This window comes from Algibacter mikhailovii, from assembly GCF_014651495.1.
Lineage (GTDB): Bacteria > Bacteroidota > Bacteroidia > Flavobacteriales > Flavobacteriaceae > Algibacter_E > Algibacter_E mikhailovii.
The window spans coordinates 339,654-353,356 of sequence record NZ_BMWZ01000002.1; the positions used below are offsets into that span (position 1 = coordinate 339,654).

Sequence of the window (13,703 nt, forward strand, 5' to 3'; positions counted from 1 at the left end):
AATTAAAAACTCTTTTATGAAAAATATTCAATTAAAAATATTGCTGATTTCGGCAATGGCGCTTTGTCTAGTAGGATGTAATTCCAAAACGGGCCAAAAAGAAACTCCAAATACAGAAAAGTCGATGCCTGTATCCACAGAATTTGATGTAGTCATCCTTAACGGGCGGGTAATAGATCCTGAAACGAATTTTGATGGTATCAGAAATGTTGGGGTTAAAGATGGTAGCATTAGCATCATCACAGAAAAAGACATTCAAGGAACGAAAACCATTGATGCTACGGGTAAGATTGTTTCCCCTGGTTTTATTGATCTTCACATGCATGGTCAAAATATTGGTGCATATAGGCTACAAGCTACGCAAGGGGTTACCACGGCACTAGAATTAGAGTCGGGTGTTTTGCCAATTAATGACTTTTATGAAGCGCAAGCCAGTAAAAATATTCCGATTCATTACGGTGCTGCAGCGGCTTGGACTTTTGGCAGAATTGCCACATTTACAGGTAAAGAAGTAGAAGCTACGGCAGAATATTTTCAGGGAGCCCAAGGTGAATCCAACTGGAAAGAAGAGTTAGCGAATCCTGAACAGTTAGAGAAAATATTGAACGAGGTAGAAACAGGATTAAAGCAAGGCGCTTTGGGTATTGGTGTAAATGCGGGATATGCCCCTGGCTCTGGTCACCTGGAGTATTATAGTTTGGCTAAACTGGCTAAAAAATATAATGTGGGTACTTTTACTCATGTTCGTTTTATGAAAGGAGTGGAACGTGATAATGCTTTTGAAGCTTTTCAGGAATTGATTGCAAATGCTGCTGCAACAGGAGTTAATATGCACATATGTCATATTAATAGTAGTTCTCAAAAGGATATCCATAATACATTAGAGCTTTATGAGAGTGCCAAGGCCAATGGTATTTCTGTAACCGCTGGTGCCTATCCATGGGGTGCGGCAAGTACGGTTGTTAAAGCCGCCATGTTTACCGGACCTACCTGGAAAGCCGATATGGAAACTACAGAAGAAGCTTTTCAACTTGGAAAAAAACGACTTACCAAAGCAGAGTTTGATGATTTGCAAGCAAATCAGCCAGGTACTATTATTGTTTGGCATTTTTTAGATGCAGCAAAACCAGCAGAATTAGCGTTAATGGATGCTTCCATTCTTCATCCTGAAACAATAATTGAGTCTGATGCTATGCCTATTTATCAATCAAAAGATGGGAGTATTGGTGTGTATACCGGAGTTGAGTGGCCACTACCGGCAGATGTGATTAATCACCCACGTTCTGGTGCTACTTTTACTAAGATATTACAAGATTATGTAAGGGAAAGAAAGCTTATGCCGCTACAAACAGCCATTAAAAAAATGAGCTTAATGCCGGCACAGACCATGGAAGACGCTGTTCCTCAGATGAAAAAGAAAGGTAGACTGCAAGTAGGTATGGATGCTGATATTTTAGTGTTTGATTTAAAGGAAATCAAAGTAAATGCTACGTATGTAGATCCTTGTCGTGCTTCTGAAGGGATGTCACATGTGTTAGTAATGGGGTCACCTGTTGTGGAAAACGGTGTGTTATTGTTAGATACTCCTCCTGCTCTGCCTATTAGAAATGCGGTTACGGAATAATCTATTGTATTATTAATATTAATTAATAATGTCAAATGTATTAGTAATAGAAACGCCTATAATGGATAATTTTTAAGAAATGAGTGTAGCTGATTTGTCTTATTTACTTGGGATGTTGGGAACAATAGCTTTTGCTGTTACTGCCGTTTTAGCTGTAATACCGAAAGGCATCGATGTTTTTGGAGCCTGTGTAATGGGCATCATCACAGCCATTGGAGGTGGAACCATAAGAGACGTTATTCTTGATGAAACTATATTTTGGTCATTAGATTTAAATTATATATGGGTTGGGTTGGTATCAAGCGTCATTGCCTTTTATGGTAACAGGCTTATGTCTCGTAAATATGTATACACCCTGATGCTCTACCTTGATGGTTTAGGTGCTTCGTTATTTGTGATACAAGGTGCTGAAAAAACGCTTGAATTGGATTTCGCAATGCCATTGGGTCCTGTTCTATTAGGGGTAACAACTGCCATTGGAGGAGGTCTTACTCGAGATGTGCTTGTAGGCAATACAAACCTACTAATGAAAAAAGAACTATACGCCGTGCCTTTGGCTATAGGTGCCACGCTCTATTTGGGTTTAATAAACCAATTTCATGATCATGGTGTGATTATAGGCATACTTTGTGCCCTGATAACATTTGCTATACGTGCGGCAGCTATATACTGGAAACTAAGGGTGCCTAACTGGATGTTACTAAAAGCAAAGTGATAAAACTCAGTTTCAATAAAGTGCTAGTCAATAGGAATTAAAAAATAAAAATTATGAATACAATGAAAAAAATTCGGTGGATTGCCTTGATAAGAGGAATTGTTTTAATTGGGCTTGCTTTTTTTGTCTTTCGGCATCCGGTAAATGCGCTCATTGGTGTTGCCATTTATATTGGTATTAGTTTATTATTTATTGGTATTACACAGACTGTATTATCCATTCTTTCAAAAAGCACACTTGAAAATTGGGGCTGGGTGCTCGCGGGAGGGCTCATTGATATTCTATTTGGATTTATGCTACTGTCCAACCCAGCACTAACTGCAGCCAGTTTACCATTTGTAGTGGGCTTTTGGATCATGGTTTCTGGAGTGATGACCTTTGTTAACGCCTTTCAAAACAAAAAAGAAGGCAATGCAAACTGGTGGTTGGGAATTATTGGTGGAGCACTCTCAGTAGTTGTAGGCTATCTAATAACTAACAATATTTTAGTTGGTATGTTTGCCATTACCTCCTGGATGGGTATAGGTTTTGCCATAGCTGGAATTTTAAATATAATTATCGGATTTAAATTGAAATCAGTCATTTCATAGCATAAATAAGTACTTCAGGTTTATCCGGTTTTAGGAATATATGGAGGACATAATCATGACAGTATTAAATGTTTTATAAAACAACATAACAGAAATTATAAAAAAATGAAAAAAATTTTACTACCCTTTTTAATTGTGATCCATTTTGGAGCTACTTCTCAAACGGTATCTACAGACACTATTCCATCTGGGGTACAAGGTTCTATTAACCCGTTAACGGATAATAGACCTGTGCATACAGGTGATAATCTTTTAGACGATTCATTTCCTAGTTCTTGGCCACTTTTTGGATCAGATATTAGAATGAAGATTGGAGGTTATGTGAAAGCGGACTTCATTAGAGATTTTGACTACATAGGAGATCGATATGAATTTGAATTAGGCAGTATTGCTCTGGAAGGCTCACCTGAAAGAGAATTAGGTGGTATTTCCACCTTTCATGCCAAACAGACACGTATTAATTTTGATTTCCGCTCTAAAGCAAAATGGAGTAAAACCGGAAAGGAATTTCCTTTACAAGTCTTTTTGGAATTAGATTGGTTTTTTGACGGTGAATCAAGTCGATTAAATACGCGTTTACGACATGCTTACGGGGTCATTGGGCGATTATTAGTAGGTAGAACCTGGACCACTTCAGGTGATTTAGCCACATTACCAGGAACCATTGATTTTGCTAGTGGAGATGCACTTTATGGGGGCAGAACTACTCAAATTAGATGGCAGGATAACATAGATGAAACCTTCTCTTACGCGGTTGCGTTAGAGGATTTTGCGCCACAAATTGATAACGTTTATAATCTAGAAGGAGCTTCAAGACCATTATGGCCTAATATTGCGGGAATGGTTAAAGCAAAATCAAAGAATGGATCAAGCATTCAATTAGGTCTTGATGTTTTTCCAGTGAGTTGGGTGGGTCCTGCTTCGGCGCCGAACGTAAACAAAACAGGCTATGCGATCACTGTAGGAAGCAGATTGGTGCTTAAGGTAACCGAATATCAAGATGCCTTTGTTTGGGGCGGCGGATATGGTGAAGGACAGGCTCATAAAATTGTATCACTCTCGTGGGACGGCAAAGCATCTGGGGCACTTAGTCCAACTGATTTAACCACATCTCCTGCTTGGTTTGCCTATGCTGGTTATAACCATTACTGGACTAAAAAATTGAATTCAAATATTTCAACAGCTTGGAGCGGGACAACACTAGCAGACTTTCAAGCTGATGAAACCATTCAAAAAGCGGGCTCAGTTCACGCCAATCTAGTTTATTTCCCATACAAAATGGTTTCCACAGGAATTGAATATATGTGGGGCACCAGAGAGAATAAAAATGGTGTTGAAGGAACAGCGTCAAGAGTACAATTTATGGTCAAGTTTAAATTCAATTAATGTATTAAATAGGTTTCAGCAGGAGAATTACTGGTTTTGAAATATTAAAGTCAAATGATCTATAGGCTTCTTAACGAAAACGTTTTAACAATAAAAAGAAGCACACGATTTTGATGTTTTTTTAGCATTACTTGCAATTAAATTGCAAGAACATTACATACGCAAGATTAGACAAAAGCGGTTAATGATTAATTTACTTGAAGAAAACAAGAAAGAAGGTGTTTCTAGTTAATGTTGCTAGCTTACACGAATACAGATTCCGCAATATGAAACTTAATAAGAAAGTTAGAAAATGAAAATATTTAAAAAAATAATTTACATTTCCACCTTAGGCCTATTCATTTTGGCATGCAACAGCAAGGAGCGTAAGGAGGATAAATCAGGGAAAGCGGTTACACCTATGACAGAGACTAAAAATAAAATCAAACCAAAGCAAGAGCGCACACCTATTGAAGCGTTTAAAAAGGGATTCACTACGCAACAATTAGAAGAATTCCGGGCTAACTATACCCTTCCGTATCTTTTATCAGGAGGAGACGCATCCGTTTGGTGGTCTATGAGAACTTCCGAGGTGATGCAAACCGCTATTTTACCTGTGCGTCAGCCTACCATGCCACTGGAAGAGAACCTCAATTCTGAGGTTGGAAAGATCAAGGCAGAAACCAAGAACTTCGGCACAATATCCCTGGATGAGTTTATGGTGCACCCTGAAAGTTACGCAGCAGCATTCATTGTTATACGCAAAGGACAAGTGGTTTACGAAACTTATCCGGGTATGAATCCATGGGATTCTCATGTTTGGATGTCTTCAGCTAAGCCCATAGCGAGTCTTATGGTAGACCTGCTTATCGACGAAGGGAAGATCGATCAAGAGAAAACAATGGGAGAGCATATGCCAGAATTTATTGATACTGGTTGGGCCGATATCAAGGTGATTGATGTACTGGATATGACTCCTGGCCTCAATTCAGAAGAAAACGACGAGACACGCGCCGATCCGAACTCTATCGCATCGCGCCTTTTTCTTGCCGAGTTTGGAATAGAATATAATGGGAAGCATGAAGCTGTTGTAGATGTGCTGAAAGACGCAAAATCTGTGGGTCCTCCTGGGACTAAATTAGAATATGGTTCTCCTACAACAGAGATGCTTGTGCTGCTATGTGAAGCGGTTACCGGAGTACCCTTCGCTCAACTTGTTAGTGAAAATGTATGGTCAAAAGTTGGAGCTGATGCCCCTCTGAATCTTCACCTTTCACCTGGGGGCGTTGCGGCAACTCATGGTGTAGTATCCAGTAGACTGAGAGATTTTGCACGCTTTGGTATGCTATATACTCCAAGTTGGGACAAGATTTCTACGGAACAGATTGTAACCCCAGATATCATCGAACGCATCCGAAACGGAGCTCGCGGACGTGATTTCTTTCGCAATGGCTTTGATGGGCCAGTTTTCGTGAGTCGCCTAAATAATGACGATATCATCAGTAACAGCAGACAATGGGATGGTGTATGGGAGGATGGAGATATCTGGAAATCGGGTCTTCAGTCTCAAGCCATATATGTATCGCCAGATCGTGACCTCGTTATCTGTGCATTCTCAACTAACGCACCAGACGATTCTGTTCACCGCTTCTTGCGACCTATAGCGACATCTGGGCTCTTTGACGAATAAGCCTTAAGAACAGTTGCTAAAAAGATACTGAAAGTAGCTTTAAAGCAGGCAGAAACTAAAAGCGGTGATGGCACAAGAAAATGAGTTAGGTGCCATTAAAAAAGCAAGTATCTAGATTAGAAATAAAGACGGCAAAATTTATAAAACACAATAAAACAAATTATAACCATCTCAGGATTGAATTAAAAATATTTTAATTAAAAACATTATTTATGTCATTTAGATTATTAGCCCTTATCCTAGTCTTACAAGTGCCTTTTGGCATCTATTCTCAGGAAGGAACTTCTAAAGATTCTGTTAAGAACCAATTAGCAGTACCCCATAAAGATATTAAAGAACAAGTTTTACAAACTGCCCGCGAGCATTTGGTTAATTCAGACTTTCCAGGATCTTGGCCCATGTTTGGAACAGATTTTAGAATGAAAATTGGCGGCTATTTAAAAGCTGACTTTGTTTATGATATGGATGGCACCCTGGACAAAACTCAATTTTTAATGTCTACCATTCCTGTGGAAGGCCAACCAGAATATAACAATGAGGGTTACATATCCTTTTTTGCTAAAGAAACTCGCGTCAATATTGATTTAAGACGATTTACAGCAAATGAATTACCGCTGCAGCTATTTATTGAAGGTGATTTTTTTTCTGATGGAAATAATTTCAGATTACGTCATGCTTATATCACCGCAGGAGATTTTATTTTAGGTCAAACCTGGACAACACTTTCTTTTTTAGAATCCATGGCTTTTATGATTGATTTTGCTGCAGGTGATGCACTCTTTGGTGGGCGGTCTGCACAAATTAGATATCAAAAACAATTGACTGAAAAATTAAAATTAGCTGTTGGTCTGGAGTATTTATCTAGTTTAGGTATTGAAAATCCGGATAATTTAGACGGTCAAGCTTCCATTCAGCTCCCCTTACTAGCACTAAGGTTTGATTACAGATGGAAAACCGGCGTACTATTCCTAGGGTCAAGTATCGCGCAATTACGTTGGGATGGCGGTTCAACAGGCCCAAAAGATCAAACCCTTCAATGGGCAGGAGTCATTGCCGGAAGACAATATCTAGGAGAAAACAATTACTTTACTTTTAATTTTAGCTATGGAAATGCTTATGGAGAAAATATCATTGCCTTTGCTGGGAGCAATGCTAATGCCGTATTAACGCCAGAAGGCACTCTGGAACCCATGCTAGCCAAATCTATTATGACTGGGTTTATGCATAGGTGGACGCCAAAACTGGAATCTAATCTTAACTATGCCTATGGCTGGCTAGATGCTCCTGCTTCTAGGGCAGATTACGCCCTAAAAAGAGGAGGCATTGGTCACCTTAACCTCATATATAAATTTGGCAAGAATTTCTCAATAGGCGCTGAATATATGTGGGGTGCCCAAAGGACTAACAATGATGCCTATGGAAACGCTGGTAGATTTCAATCAATGGCAAAATTTGATTTTTAATTAGAAAAAACATCTTTTTTAATATGAAAACAAACTATTTCCTTTCACTTGTGGCTTTATTATGTATTAGTTATTCGCTTAATGCCCAAGAAGACAAACCAGGAAAAAGTGCTTCCGACTTAGCTAGAGAATTGGCCAACCCTAATGCGACTTTAGGGCAAATGCTATTTCCCATAGATTTTATAGATTATAATGGTGATATTGATGGTGCTAGCGGCCAAAATGCTACGGTCATTAATTTTCAACCTTCATTACCCATTCCAATTTCGGAAGGCATCAATTTATATGTTAGACCATTGATCCCTATATATACTTCACAACCAACTACTACCGCATCTGGATTTGTACAAGAATCAGGCTTTGGCAATATTAGTGCCGATGTGGCCATTGGAAAAACTTGGCCTTCAAAATGGATTACCTTAGCCGGAGTATTTGGAGGATTTAAGACCGCGTCGAATAAGGCTCTTAGAGCAAAGCAAACCACACTAGGGCCAGAAATAATGGTAGCTAAACTAACCAGTTTTGGAGCTGTGGGTATAATTATTACCCATGCCTGGGGCATTGGAAACATAGACGATTCAAATCCTGAGTCCAGTGCAATTTTAGCCAATGACTTTTGGCCAAGCTCAGATGGTTCATCCAGCACCAGTATTACTGCAGGGCAATATTTTTACACTATAAACCTAGACAAAGGTTGGCAGATTACAGCATCACCAACTTATGCGTATAACCATAATGCGTCTAGTGGTAATAAGTTAACGCTACCTATAGGTACAGGAATTCAGAAAGTTTTAAAATTTGGAAAACTCCCTGTTAGAATTGGTGGTCAGTATTGGTATTATGTGGCTACTCCAGATGCTTTTGGGCCACAACATCAGTTTAGACTAACCATTGCTCCTGTTGTACCTTTGCCTTGGTAATACTATTAAAACCGAAATCAATTAAACCATCAAATTAATCTATTCTACAAATCCATAGCTTTGATACTTTCCAAACGGTTCCGCTCCAAGAACGCATCAATAGTTTCAAAATGCTCAATAACCCGTTGGTCTTTAAACTCAAACACTTTTTTTGATAGACCTTGAAGAAAATCACGGTCGTGCGAGACCAAAATTAAAGTGCCATCAAAATCCAGTAGCGCTTCCTTTAAAACATCTTTTGATTTTAAATCTAAATGATTGGTAGGCTCATCTAATATTAACAAGTTCACAGGTTCAAGCAATAATTTCACCATGGCTAATCTGGTTTTTTCTCCACCAGAGAGCACACTCACTTTTTTATCAATAGCATCGCCTTTAAACATAAAACGACCTAAAATATTTTTAATCTGTTTTCTTACATCACCTTGAGCAACTTCATCTACGGTTTGAAAAATGGTTAAATTTTCATCCAATAAAGCTGCTTGGTTTTGAGCAAAATATCCAACCTGTACATTGTGCCCCAAAGCACATGTTCCCTGCACATCAATCTCGCCAAGAATAGCTTTGAGCATTGTCGATTTACCTTCACCGTTCCTTCCTACAAAGCACACTTTTTCACCTCTAGAAATTGACATATTAGCTTCTTTAAATACCACATGCTTGTCATAAGATTTAGAAACATCCTTAACTGTTACAGGATAATCACCAGAACGTTGTGACTTAGGAAATCGCAATTTTAAAGCAGAAGTATCCACATCATCAATTTCAATAATTTGCAACTTCTCTAGCATACGCTCACGCGAATTCACCTGATTAGTTTTCGAATAGGTCCCTTTAAACCGGTCAATAAAAGCTTGATTATCGGCAATGAACTTTTGCTGTTCCTCGTAAGCTTTTATTTGATGTGCCCGTCTATCTTCACGTAATTGCAGGTAATGCGAATAGTTCGCCTTATAATCATAAATACGGCCCATAGTCACTTCAATAGTTCTATTGGTGATATTATCAATAAAAGCACGGTCGTGTGAAATAACCACTACAGCATTGGCTTTATTAATTAAAAAATCCTCTAACCAGATAACCGACTCAATATCAATATGATTGGTTGGCTCATCTAACAAAATTAAATCTGGTTTTTTGAGAAGGATTTTAGCCAATTCAATACGCATGCGCCATCCCCCACTAAACGCATTGGTTTGTCTATTAAAATCGTTTTGTTTAAATCCTAAACCCTTTAAAGCCTTTTCAACTTCAGCATCATAATTGACTTCTTCGAGTGCATAAAAAGTTTCACCCAAATCAGACACACGCTCAATAAGTTTCATATAATCATCAGATTCATAATCTGTGCGTGTTTCTAATTGCTTATTCAAATGGTCCATTTCGGCACGCATTTCAAATATATGACTGAACGCTTTAGAGGCTTCATCAAAAACGGTTGTATTATCTTCAGTTAATAAATGCTGTGGCAAATAAGCTATAATAGCATCCTTTGGAAACCGAACATGACCTTTGGTTGGGTTTTGTACACCCGCAATGATCTTCATCATAGTAGATTTCCCCGCACCATTCTTACCCATTAAGGCAATTTTATCATTTGGATTAATAGTAATTGACACCTCGCTAAACAGGGTGTGCCCACTAAACTCTACGCCTAAATTATCAACTGAAATCATAATACATTTTTAAAAGCGCAAAACTACTAAAAGTGTTGGGTTTTCATTCTTTGTGAATAGAAAATATCCATATCCTATTCATGATTTCTCTTTTTAATTCATTTACGAAATCATGATAATTTTAGGAACCTCCCTAAAACATTATTTTTTTAAGTAATTTTGCCGTTTTATTTTTGAGTATGAGTATTATTTCAAAAGACATTTCGAAAGCTGTTCAATTATTGAGTTCAGATCAAGTTGTAGCGATACCTACAGAAACTGTTTATGGTCTTGCTGGTAATATTTATAGTAACAAAGCCATTAATCTCATTTTTAAAACTAAGAAACGACCATTTTTTAACCCGCTAATAGTTCATATTCAATCTGCTGAAGCTCTAAGTGATATTGTAAGTCACATTCCAGAAAAAGCAAAACAACTAGCAAATGCTTTTTGGCCGGGATCAATGACTTTAGTTTTAAAAAAACAGTCAAATATCCCGGATATTATTACAGCCGGAAAGGATACCGTGGCTGTTCGTGTACCAAATCATCCAACAACTTTAGAACTCTTAAAACAATTACCATTTCCCATCGCCGCGCCAAGCGCCAATCCATTTGGAAGTATCAGCCCTACAAAACCCGAACATGTAGAACGCTACTTCAAAGAAAACATAAGTCAAGTTTTAGATGGAGGGCCATGTAAAAAGGGTATAGAGTCGACCATTATTGGTTTTGAAAACGACGAACCCATTATTTACAGATTAGGTGCGTTAGCAGTAGAAGATATTGAAGGGGTAGTTGGAAAAGTAAGCATCAAAAACAAAAAAGAAGTAAGTCCAGATGCACCAGGGATGTTAGAGCGTCACTATGCGCCATCTACCAGAACGTTTTTAACTGATAATGTTTCCGAAGAAATCAAAAAACATGAAGGCAAACGCATTGGAATTCTGTCTTTCAAATCAAAGCTAGACGATCTCAATATTGCCTCTCAAATTATCTTATCTCCAAAAGGAGATCTAACAGAAGCAGCTGCTAGACTCTATGGCGCTATGCATGATTTAGACCGAGAAAGCTTAGATGTTATTATAGCGGAACGTTTTCCTGATTCTGGTTTAGGAAAGTCTATCAATGACAGACTCCAACGAGCAACATACAGTTCTTAGGTGTTTTATTGATTTCCCCTGACAAACGCGTTATAAAAGTTTAGTTAGGAATTAAACCTAAATAATCATATTTTTCTCATGCTAAATAGCCATACCTATGATTAACAACACGGGACGTGTCATCCTTATAATTTGCTTCACTATTTTTTTGCTAGCTTGTTCAAAACAAGAGCCTACTACAAAAAAGGACGTTTGGGGACAAATTGAAGGTACCGATGTTTACCTTTATACCCTTTCCAACTCTAATGGCATAACTATAAAAATCACAAACTATGGCGGTATTATTACCTCTTTAATAGTGCCTGACAAAAATGGAGCATTTGATGACATTGTTTTAGGATTTGACAACCTCAAACAATATCTGGAACCGCACCCTAGTTTTGGTGCCGTAATTGGTCGATTTGCGAATAGAATTGAAAATGCAACTTTTAACATTGATAGTACAACGTATAGGCTAACAAAAAATATTGGAGACGATATACTGCACGGTAACAATGAATTTGATTGTGTTATTTGGGATTCACAAATGATATCTAATGCATATGGAAATGGGATTAAATTGCATTACTTATCAAAAGATGGTGCAAACGGCTTTCCAGGTAATGTGCATGCTTATGTAAGTTACACCTTATCTGAATCAAATGACCTTCGTATCACTTTTGAGGCAAAAACGGATAAGAAAACACACATCAATATGACGCAACATAGCTATTTTAATCTCTCTCCAAATCATAAAACCATTTACAATCACCAAGTAGAGATTAACGCCAATCAATATATAAGGTATGACAAAACGGTTAAGCCTTCTAGAACTATTGCATCCTTAAAAAATAAAACTTGGGATTTATCAAAACTTACTAAACTTGGCGATAGTATTCACACAATTGCACCCAACGGCTACAATCATTGTTATGTGCTAAACAAACCTCTAAACAAACTAGAACAGGTAGCCCAAGTTATAGAACCTTATTCAGGCAGAACACTTAAAGTATCCACCACACAACCCGGCATTGTTTTTTATACCGGTAATTATCTTGACTCAACACTAAACGGCAAATATGTCAATACATATGCACAACATGCCGGTCTTTGCTTGGAATCCCAGCATTACCCAGATGCTCCCAACAACTCAAATTTTCCTACCACCCTTTTAATACCGGGAGAGACCTATAAGGAAGTTGCCATTTACACGTTTGGCCTGCTCAACGAATAAGCAAAAATAATACTCCGTTATCATAGACAAAAGTCCATGTCAGAATGAATGCAGACCAAATTGACAAAAAATTCATCAAAGACCTAAACGAAGTAGAGCAATCGACTTCTTATTATAATGGTATTAAATCGCCACATCGTGAAAAAAAATGGTCTCGCTTGATGCAGTTCGGCTTTCACTTAAATTGAAGTTCCAGTTTCAGGCCATATTTACTTACTTCGTTTTTCTTTAAAACAATGAAAACGACGCATTTAATACTCTTATAAATTATATCGCCACACTATTTGGTAATCAAATATATAATCGTAAATTTGCAAACTCTTTTTAAGAGAGGAATGTTTAATAATTAAAAATCATTAGTGTGGACACATTAAGCTACAAAACGATTTCAGCAAACAAAGCTACCGTAAACAAGGAGTGGGTTTTGGTTGATGCTGAAGGTCAAGCGCTTGGTCGTTTAGCTTCTAAAGTTGCAAAACTTTTAAGAGGTAAACACAAGCCAAACTTCACACCTCATGTTGATTGCGGAGATAATGTTATTATTATCAATGCTGAAAAAATCACGTTATCTGGTAACAAATGGACTGACAAGTCATACATTCGTCACACCGGATATCCAGGAGGTCAAAAAAGTTTAACTGCTACAGAATTGTACGGAAAAGATCCTGCAAGAGTAGTAGAAAAATCAGTTAAAGGAATGTTACCTAAAAACAAATTAGGAGCAAATTTATTCCGTAACCTAACAGTTGTTGTTGGAACAGAGCATGCACATGCCGCTCAAAAGCCAAAAGCAATTAATCTAGAAGAATTTAAATAACATGGAAGTAATTCACAAAATTGGCCGTAGAAAAACGGCTGTTGCGCGCGCTTATGTTGCCCCAGGAAAAGGTAACATTACAATTAATAAAAAAGACTTAGCTAATTATTTTACTACAGCTACTTTACAGTACAAAGTAAAACAACCATTAGTTTTGACTAACAATGACGCCAACTTTGATATTACAGTAAATGTATATGGAGGTGGTATTACTGGACAAGCTGAAGCTGTTCGTTTAGCAATTTCTCGTGCAATGTGCGAAGTTGATACTGAAAACAGATTAACGCTAAAACCAGAAGGTTTATTAACAAGAGATCCAAGAATGGTTGAACGTAAGAAATTCGGTCAGAAGAAAGCTCGTAAGAAATTTCAATTCTCTAAACGTTAATATCCTGGACTTGGTTCAGGGTCTGATTATCAGATGTCTTTATCATTTTCAAAAAAAATATAAATTAAAACAGTTATTGTTGTCCTAGTTCTTAAAAGAC

At 37.7% G+C, this 13,703-nt stretch carries 12 protein-coding genes; 11 read left to right on the forward strand and 1 reads right to left on the reverse strand.

Annotated elements, in window-relative coordinates; all coding sequences use genetic code 11:
- Positions 1-16 precede the first annotated feature (16 nt).
- The 7 genes from IE051_RS04845 (at position 17) to IE051_RS04875 (ending at position 8,367) form a co-directional block, all read left to right on the forward strand.
- Positions 17-1,624 (forward strand): amidohydrolase family protein, encoded by a 1,608-nt coding sequence (locus IE051_RS04845; protein ID WP_229796732.1) that lies wholly within the window; start codon positions 17-19, stop codon positions 1,622-1,624.
- A 79-nt stretch (positions 1,625-1,703) separates the two neighbouring features.
- Positions 1,704-2,339: a trimeric intracellular cation channel family protein gene (locus tag IE051_RS04850; RefSeq protein ID WP_189359648.1), complete on the forward strand. Its 636-nt coding sequence runs from the start codon at positions 1,704-1,706 to the stop codon at positions 2,337-2,339.
- Between the two features lie 62 nt (positions 2,340-2,401).
- The gene (locus IE051_RS04855) at positions 2,402-2,929 is read left to right on the forward strand and encodes an HdeD family acid-resistance protein (RefSeq protein ID WP_189359649.1); all 528 of its coding nucleotides are present in this window, start codon (positions 2,402-2,404) and stop codon (positions 2,927-2,929) included.
- 105 nt (positions 2,930-3,034) lie between these two features.
- Complete coding sequence (locus tag IE051_RS04860) at positions 3,035-4,315, forward strand: DcaP family trimeric outer membrane transporter (protein WP_189359650.1); 1,281 nt, start codon at positions 3,035-3,037, stop codon at positions 4,313-4,315.
- A gap of 292 nt (positions 4,316-4,607) precedes the next feature.
- Positions 4,608-5,984: a serine hydrolase domain-containing protein gene (locus IE051_RS04865; protein WP_189359651.1), complete on the forward strand. Its 1,377-nt coding sequence runs from the start codon at positions 4,608-4,610 to the stop codon at positions 5,982-5,984.
- 212 nt (positions 5,985-6,196) lie between these two features.
- Positions 6,197-7,447 (forward strand): DcaP family trimeric outer membrane transporter, encoded by a 1,251-nt coding sequence (locus IE051_RS04870; RefSeq protein ID WP_189359652.1) that lies wholly within the window; start codon positions 6,197-6,199, stop codon positions 7,445-7,447.
- 23 nt (positions 7,448-7,470) lie between these two features.
- On the forward strand, positions 7,471-8,367 hold the full coding sequence (locus IE051_RS04875; protein ID WP_189359653.1) for a hypothetical protein: 897 nt from the start codon (positions 7,471-7,473) through the stop codon (positions 8,365-8,367).
- A gap of 44 nt (positions 8,368-8,411) precedes the next feature.
- On the opposite strand, the gene IE051_RS04880 is transcribed toward IE051_RS04875, so the two are convergent.
- Positions 8,412-10,043 (reverse strand): ABC-F family ATP-binding cassette domain-containing protein, encoded by a 1,632-nt coding sequence (locus IE051_RS04880; RefSeq protein WP_189359654.1) that lies wholly within the window; start codon positions 10,041-10,043, stop codon positions 8,412-8,414.
- Positions 10,044-10,222: 179 nt separating this feature from the next.
- On the opposite strand from IE051_RS04880, the gene IE051_RS04885 reads away from it, so the two are divergent.
- The 4 genes from IE051_RS04885 to rpsI all read left to right on the forward strand — a co-directional run bounded on the left by IE051_RS04885 (position 10,223) and on the right by rpsI (position 13,603).
- On the forward strand, positions 10,223-11,185 hold the full coding sequence (locus IE051_RS04885) for an L-threonylcarbamoyladenylate synthase (protein WP_189359655.1): 963 nt from the start codon (positions 10,223-10,225) through the stop codon (positions 11,183-11,185).
- A gap of 97 nt (positions 11,186-11,282) precedes the next feature.
- Positions 11,283-12,398 (forward strand): aldose epimerase family protein, encoded by a 1,116-nt coding sequence (locus IE051_RS04890; RefSeq protein WP_189359656.1) that lies wholly within the window; start codon positions 11,283-11,285, stop codon positions 12,396-12,398.
- Between the two features lie 361 nt (positions 12,399-12,759).
- Positions 12,760-13,215 (forward strand): 50S ribosomal protein L13, encoded by a 456-nt coding sequence (gene rplM / locus IE051_RS04895; RefSeq protein ID WP_189359657.1) that lies wholly within the window; start codon positions 12,760-12,762, stop codon positions 13,213-13,215.
- A gap of 1 nt (position 13,216) precedes the next feature.
- Positions 13,217-13,603 (forward strand): 30S ribosomal protein S9, encoded by a 387-nt coding sequence (gene rpsI / locus IE051_RS04900; RefSeq protein WP_189359658.1) that lies wholly within the window; start codon positions 13,217-13,219, stop codon positions 13,601-13,603.
- The last annotated feature ends 100 nt before the right edge of the window (positions 13,604-13,703 follow it).

What these genes read in the sequence shown, in the direction of transcription:
- IE051_RS04845 (WP_229796732.1), top strand. Translation starts at nt 17, where the DNA reads ATGAAAAATATTCAATTAAAAATATTGCTGATTTCGGCAATGGCGCTT.
- IE051_RS04850 (WP_189359648.1), top strand. Translation starts at nt 1,704, where the DNA reads ATGAGTGTAGCTGATTTGTCTTATTTACTTGGGATGTTGGGAACAATA.
- IE051_RS04855 (WP_189359649.1), top strand. Translation starts at nt 2,402, where the DNA reads ATGAAAAAAATTCGGTGGATTGCCTTGATAAGAGGAATTGTTTTAATT.
- IE051_RS04860 (WP_189359650.1), top strand. Translation starts at nt 3,035, where the DNA reads ATGAAAAAAATTTTACTACCCTTTTTAATTGTGATCCATTTTGGAGCT.
- IE051_RS04865 (WP_189359651.1), top strand. Translation starts at nt 4,608, where the DNA reads ATGAAAATATTTAAAAAAATAATTTACATTTCCACCTTAGGCCTATTC.
- IE051_RS04870 (WP_189359652.1), top strand. Translation starts at nt 6,197, where the DNA reads ATGTCATTTAGATTATTAGCCCTTATCCTAGTCTTACAAGTGCCTTTT.
- IE051_RS04875 (WP_189359653.1), top strand. Translation starts at nt 7,471, where the DNA reads ATGAAAACAAACTATTTCCTTTCACTTGTGGCTTTATTATGTATTAGT.
- IE051_RS04880 (WP_189359654.1), bottom strand. Translation starts at nt 10,043, where the DNA reads ATGATTTCAGTTGATAATTTAGGCGTAGAGTTTAGTGGGCACACCCTG.
- IE051_RS04885 (WP_189359655.1), top strand. Translation starts at nt 10,223, where the DNA reads ATGAGTATTATTTCAAAAGACATTTCGAAAGCTGTTCAATTATTGAGT.
- IE051_RS04890 (WP_189359656.1), top strand. Translation starts at nt 11,283, where the DNA reads ATGATTAACAACACGGGACGTGTCATCCTTATAATTTGCTTCACTATT.
- rpsI (WP_189359658.1), top strand. Translation starts at nt 13,217, where the DNA reads ATGGAAGTAATTCACAAAATTGGCCGTAGAAAAACGGCTGTTGCGCGC.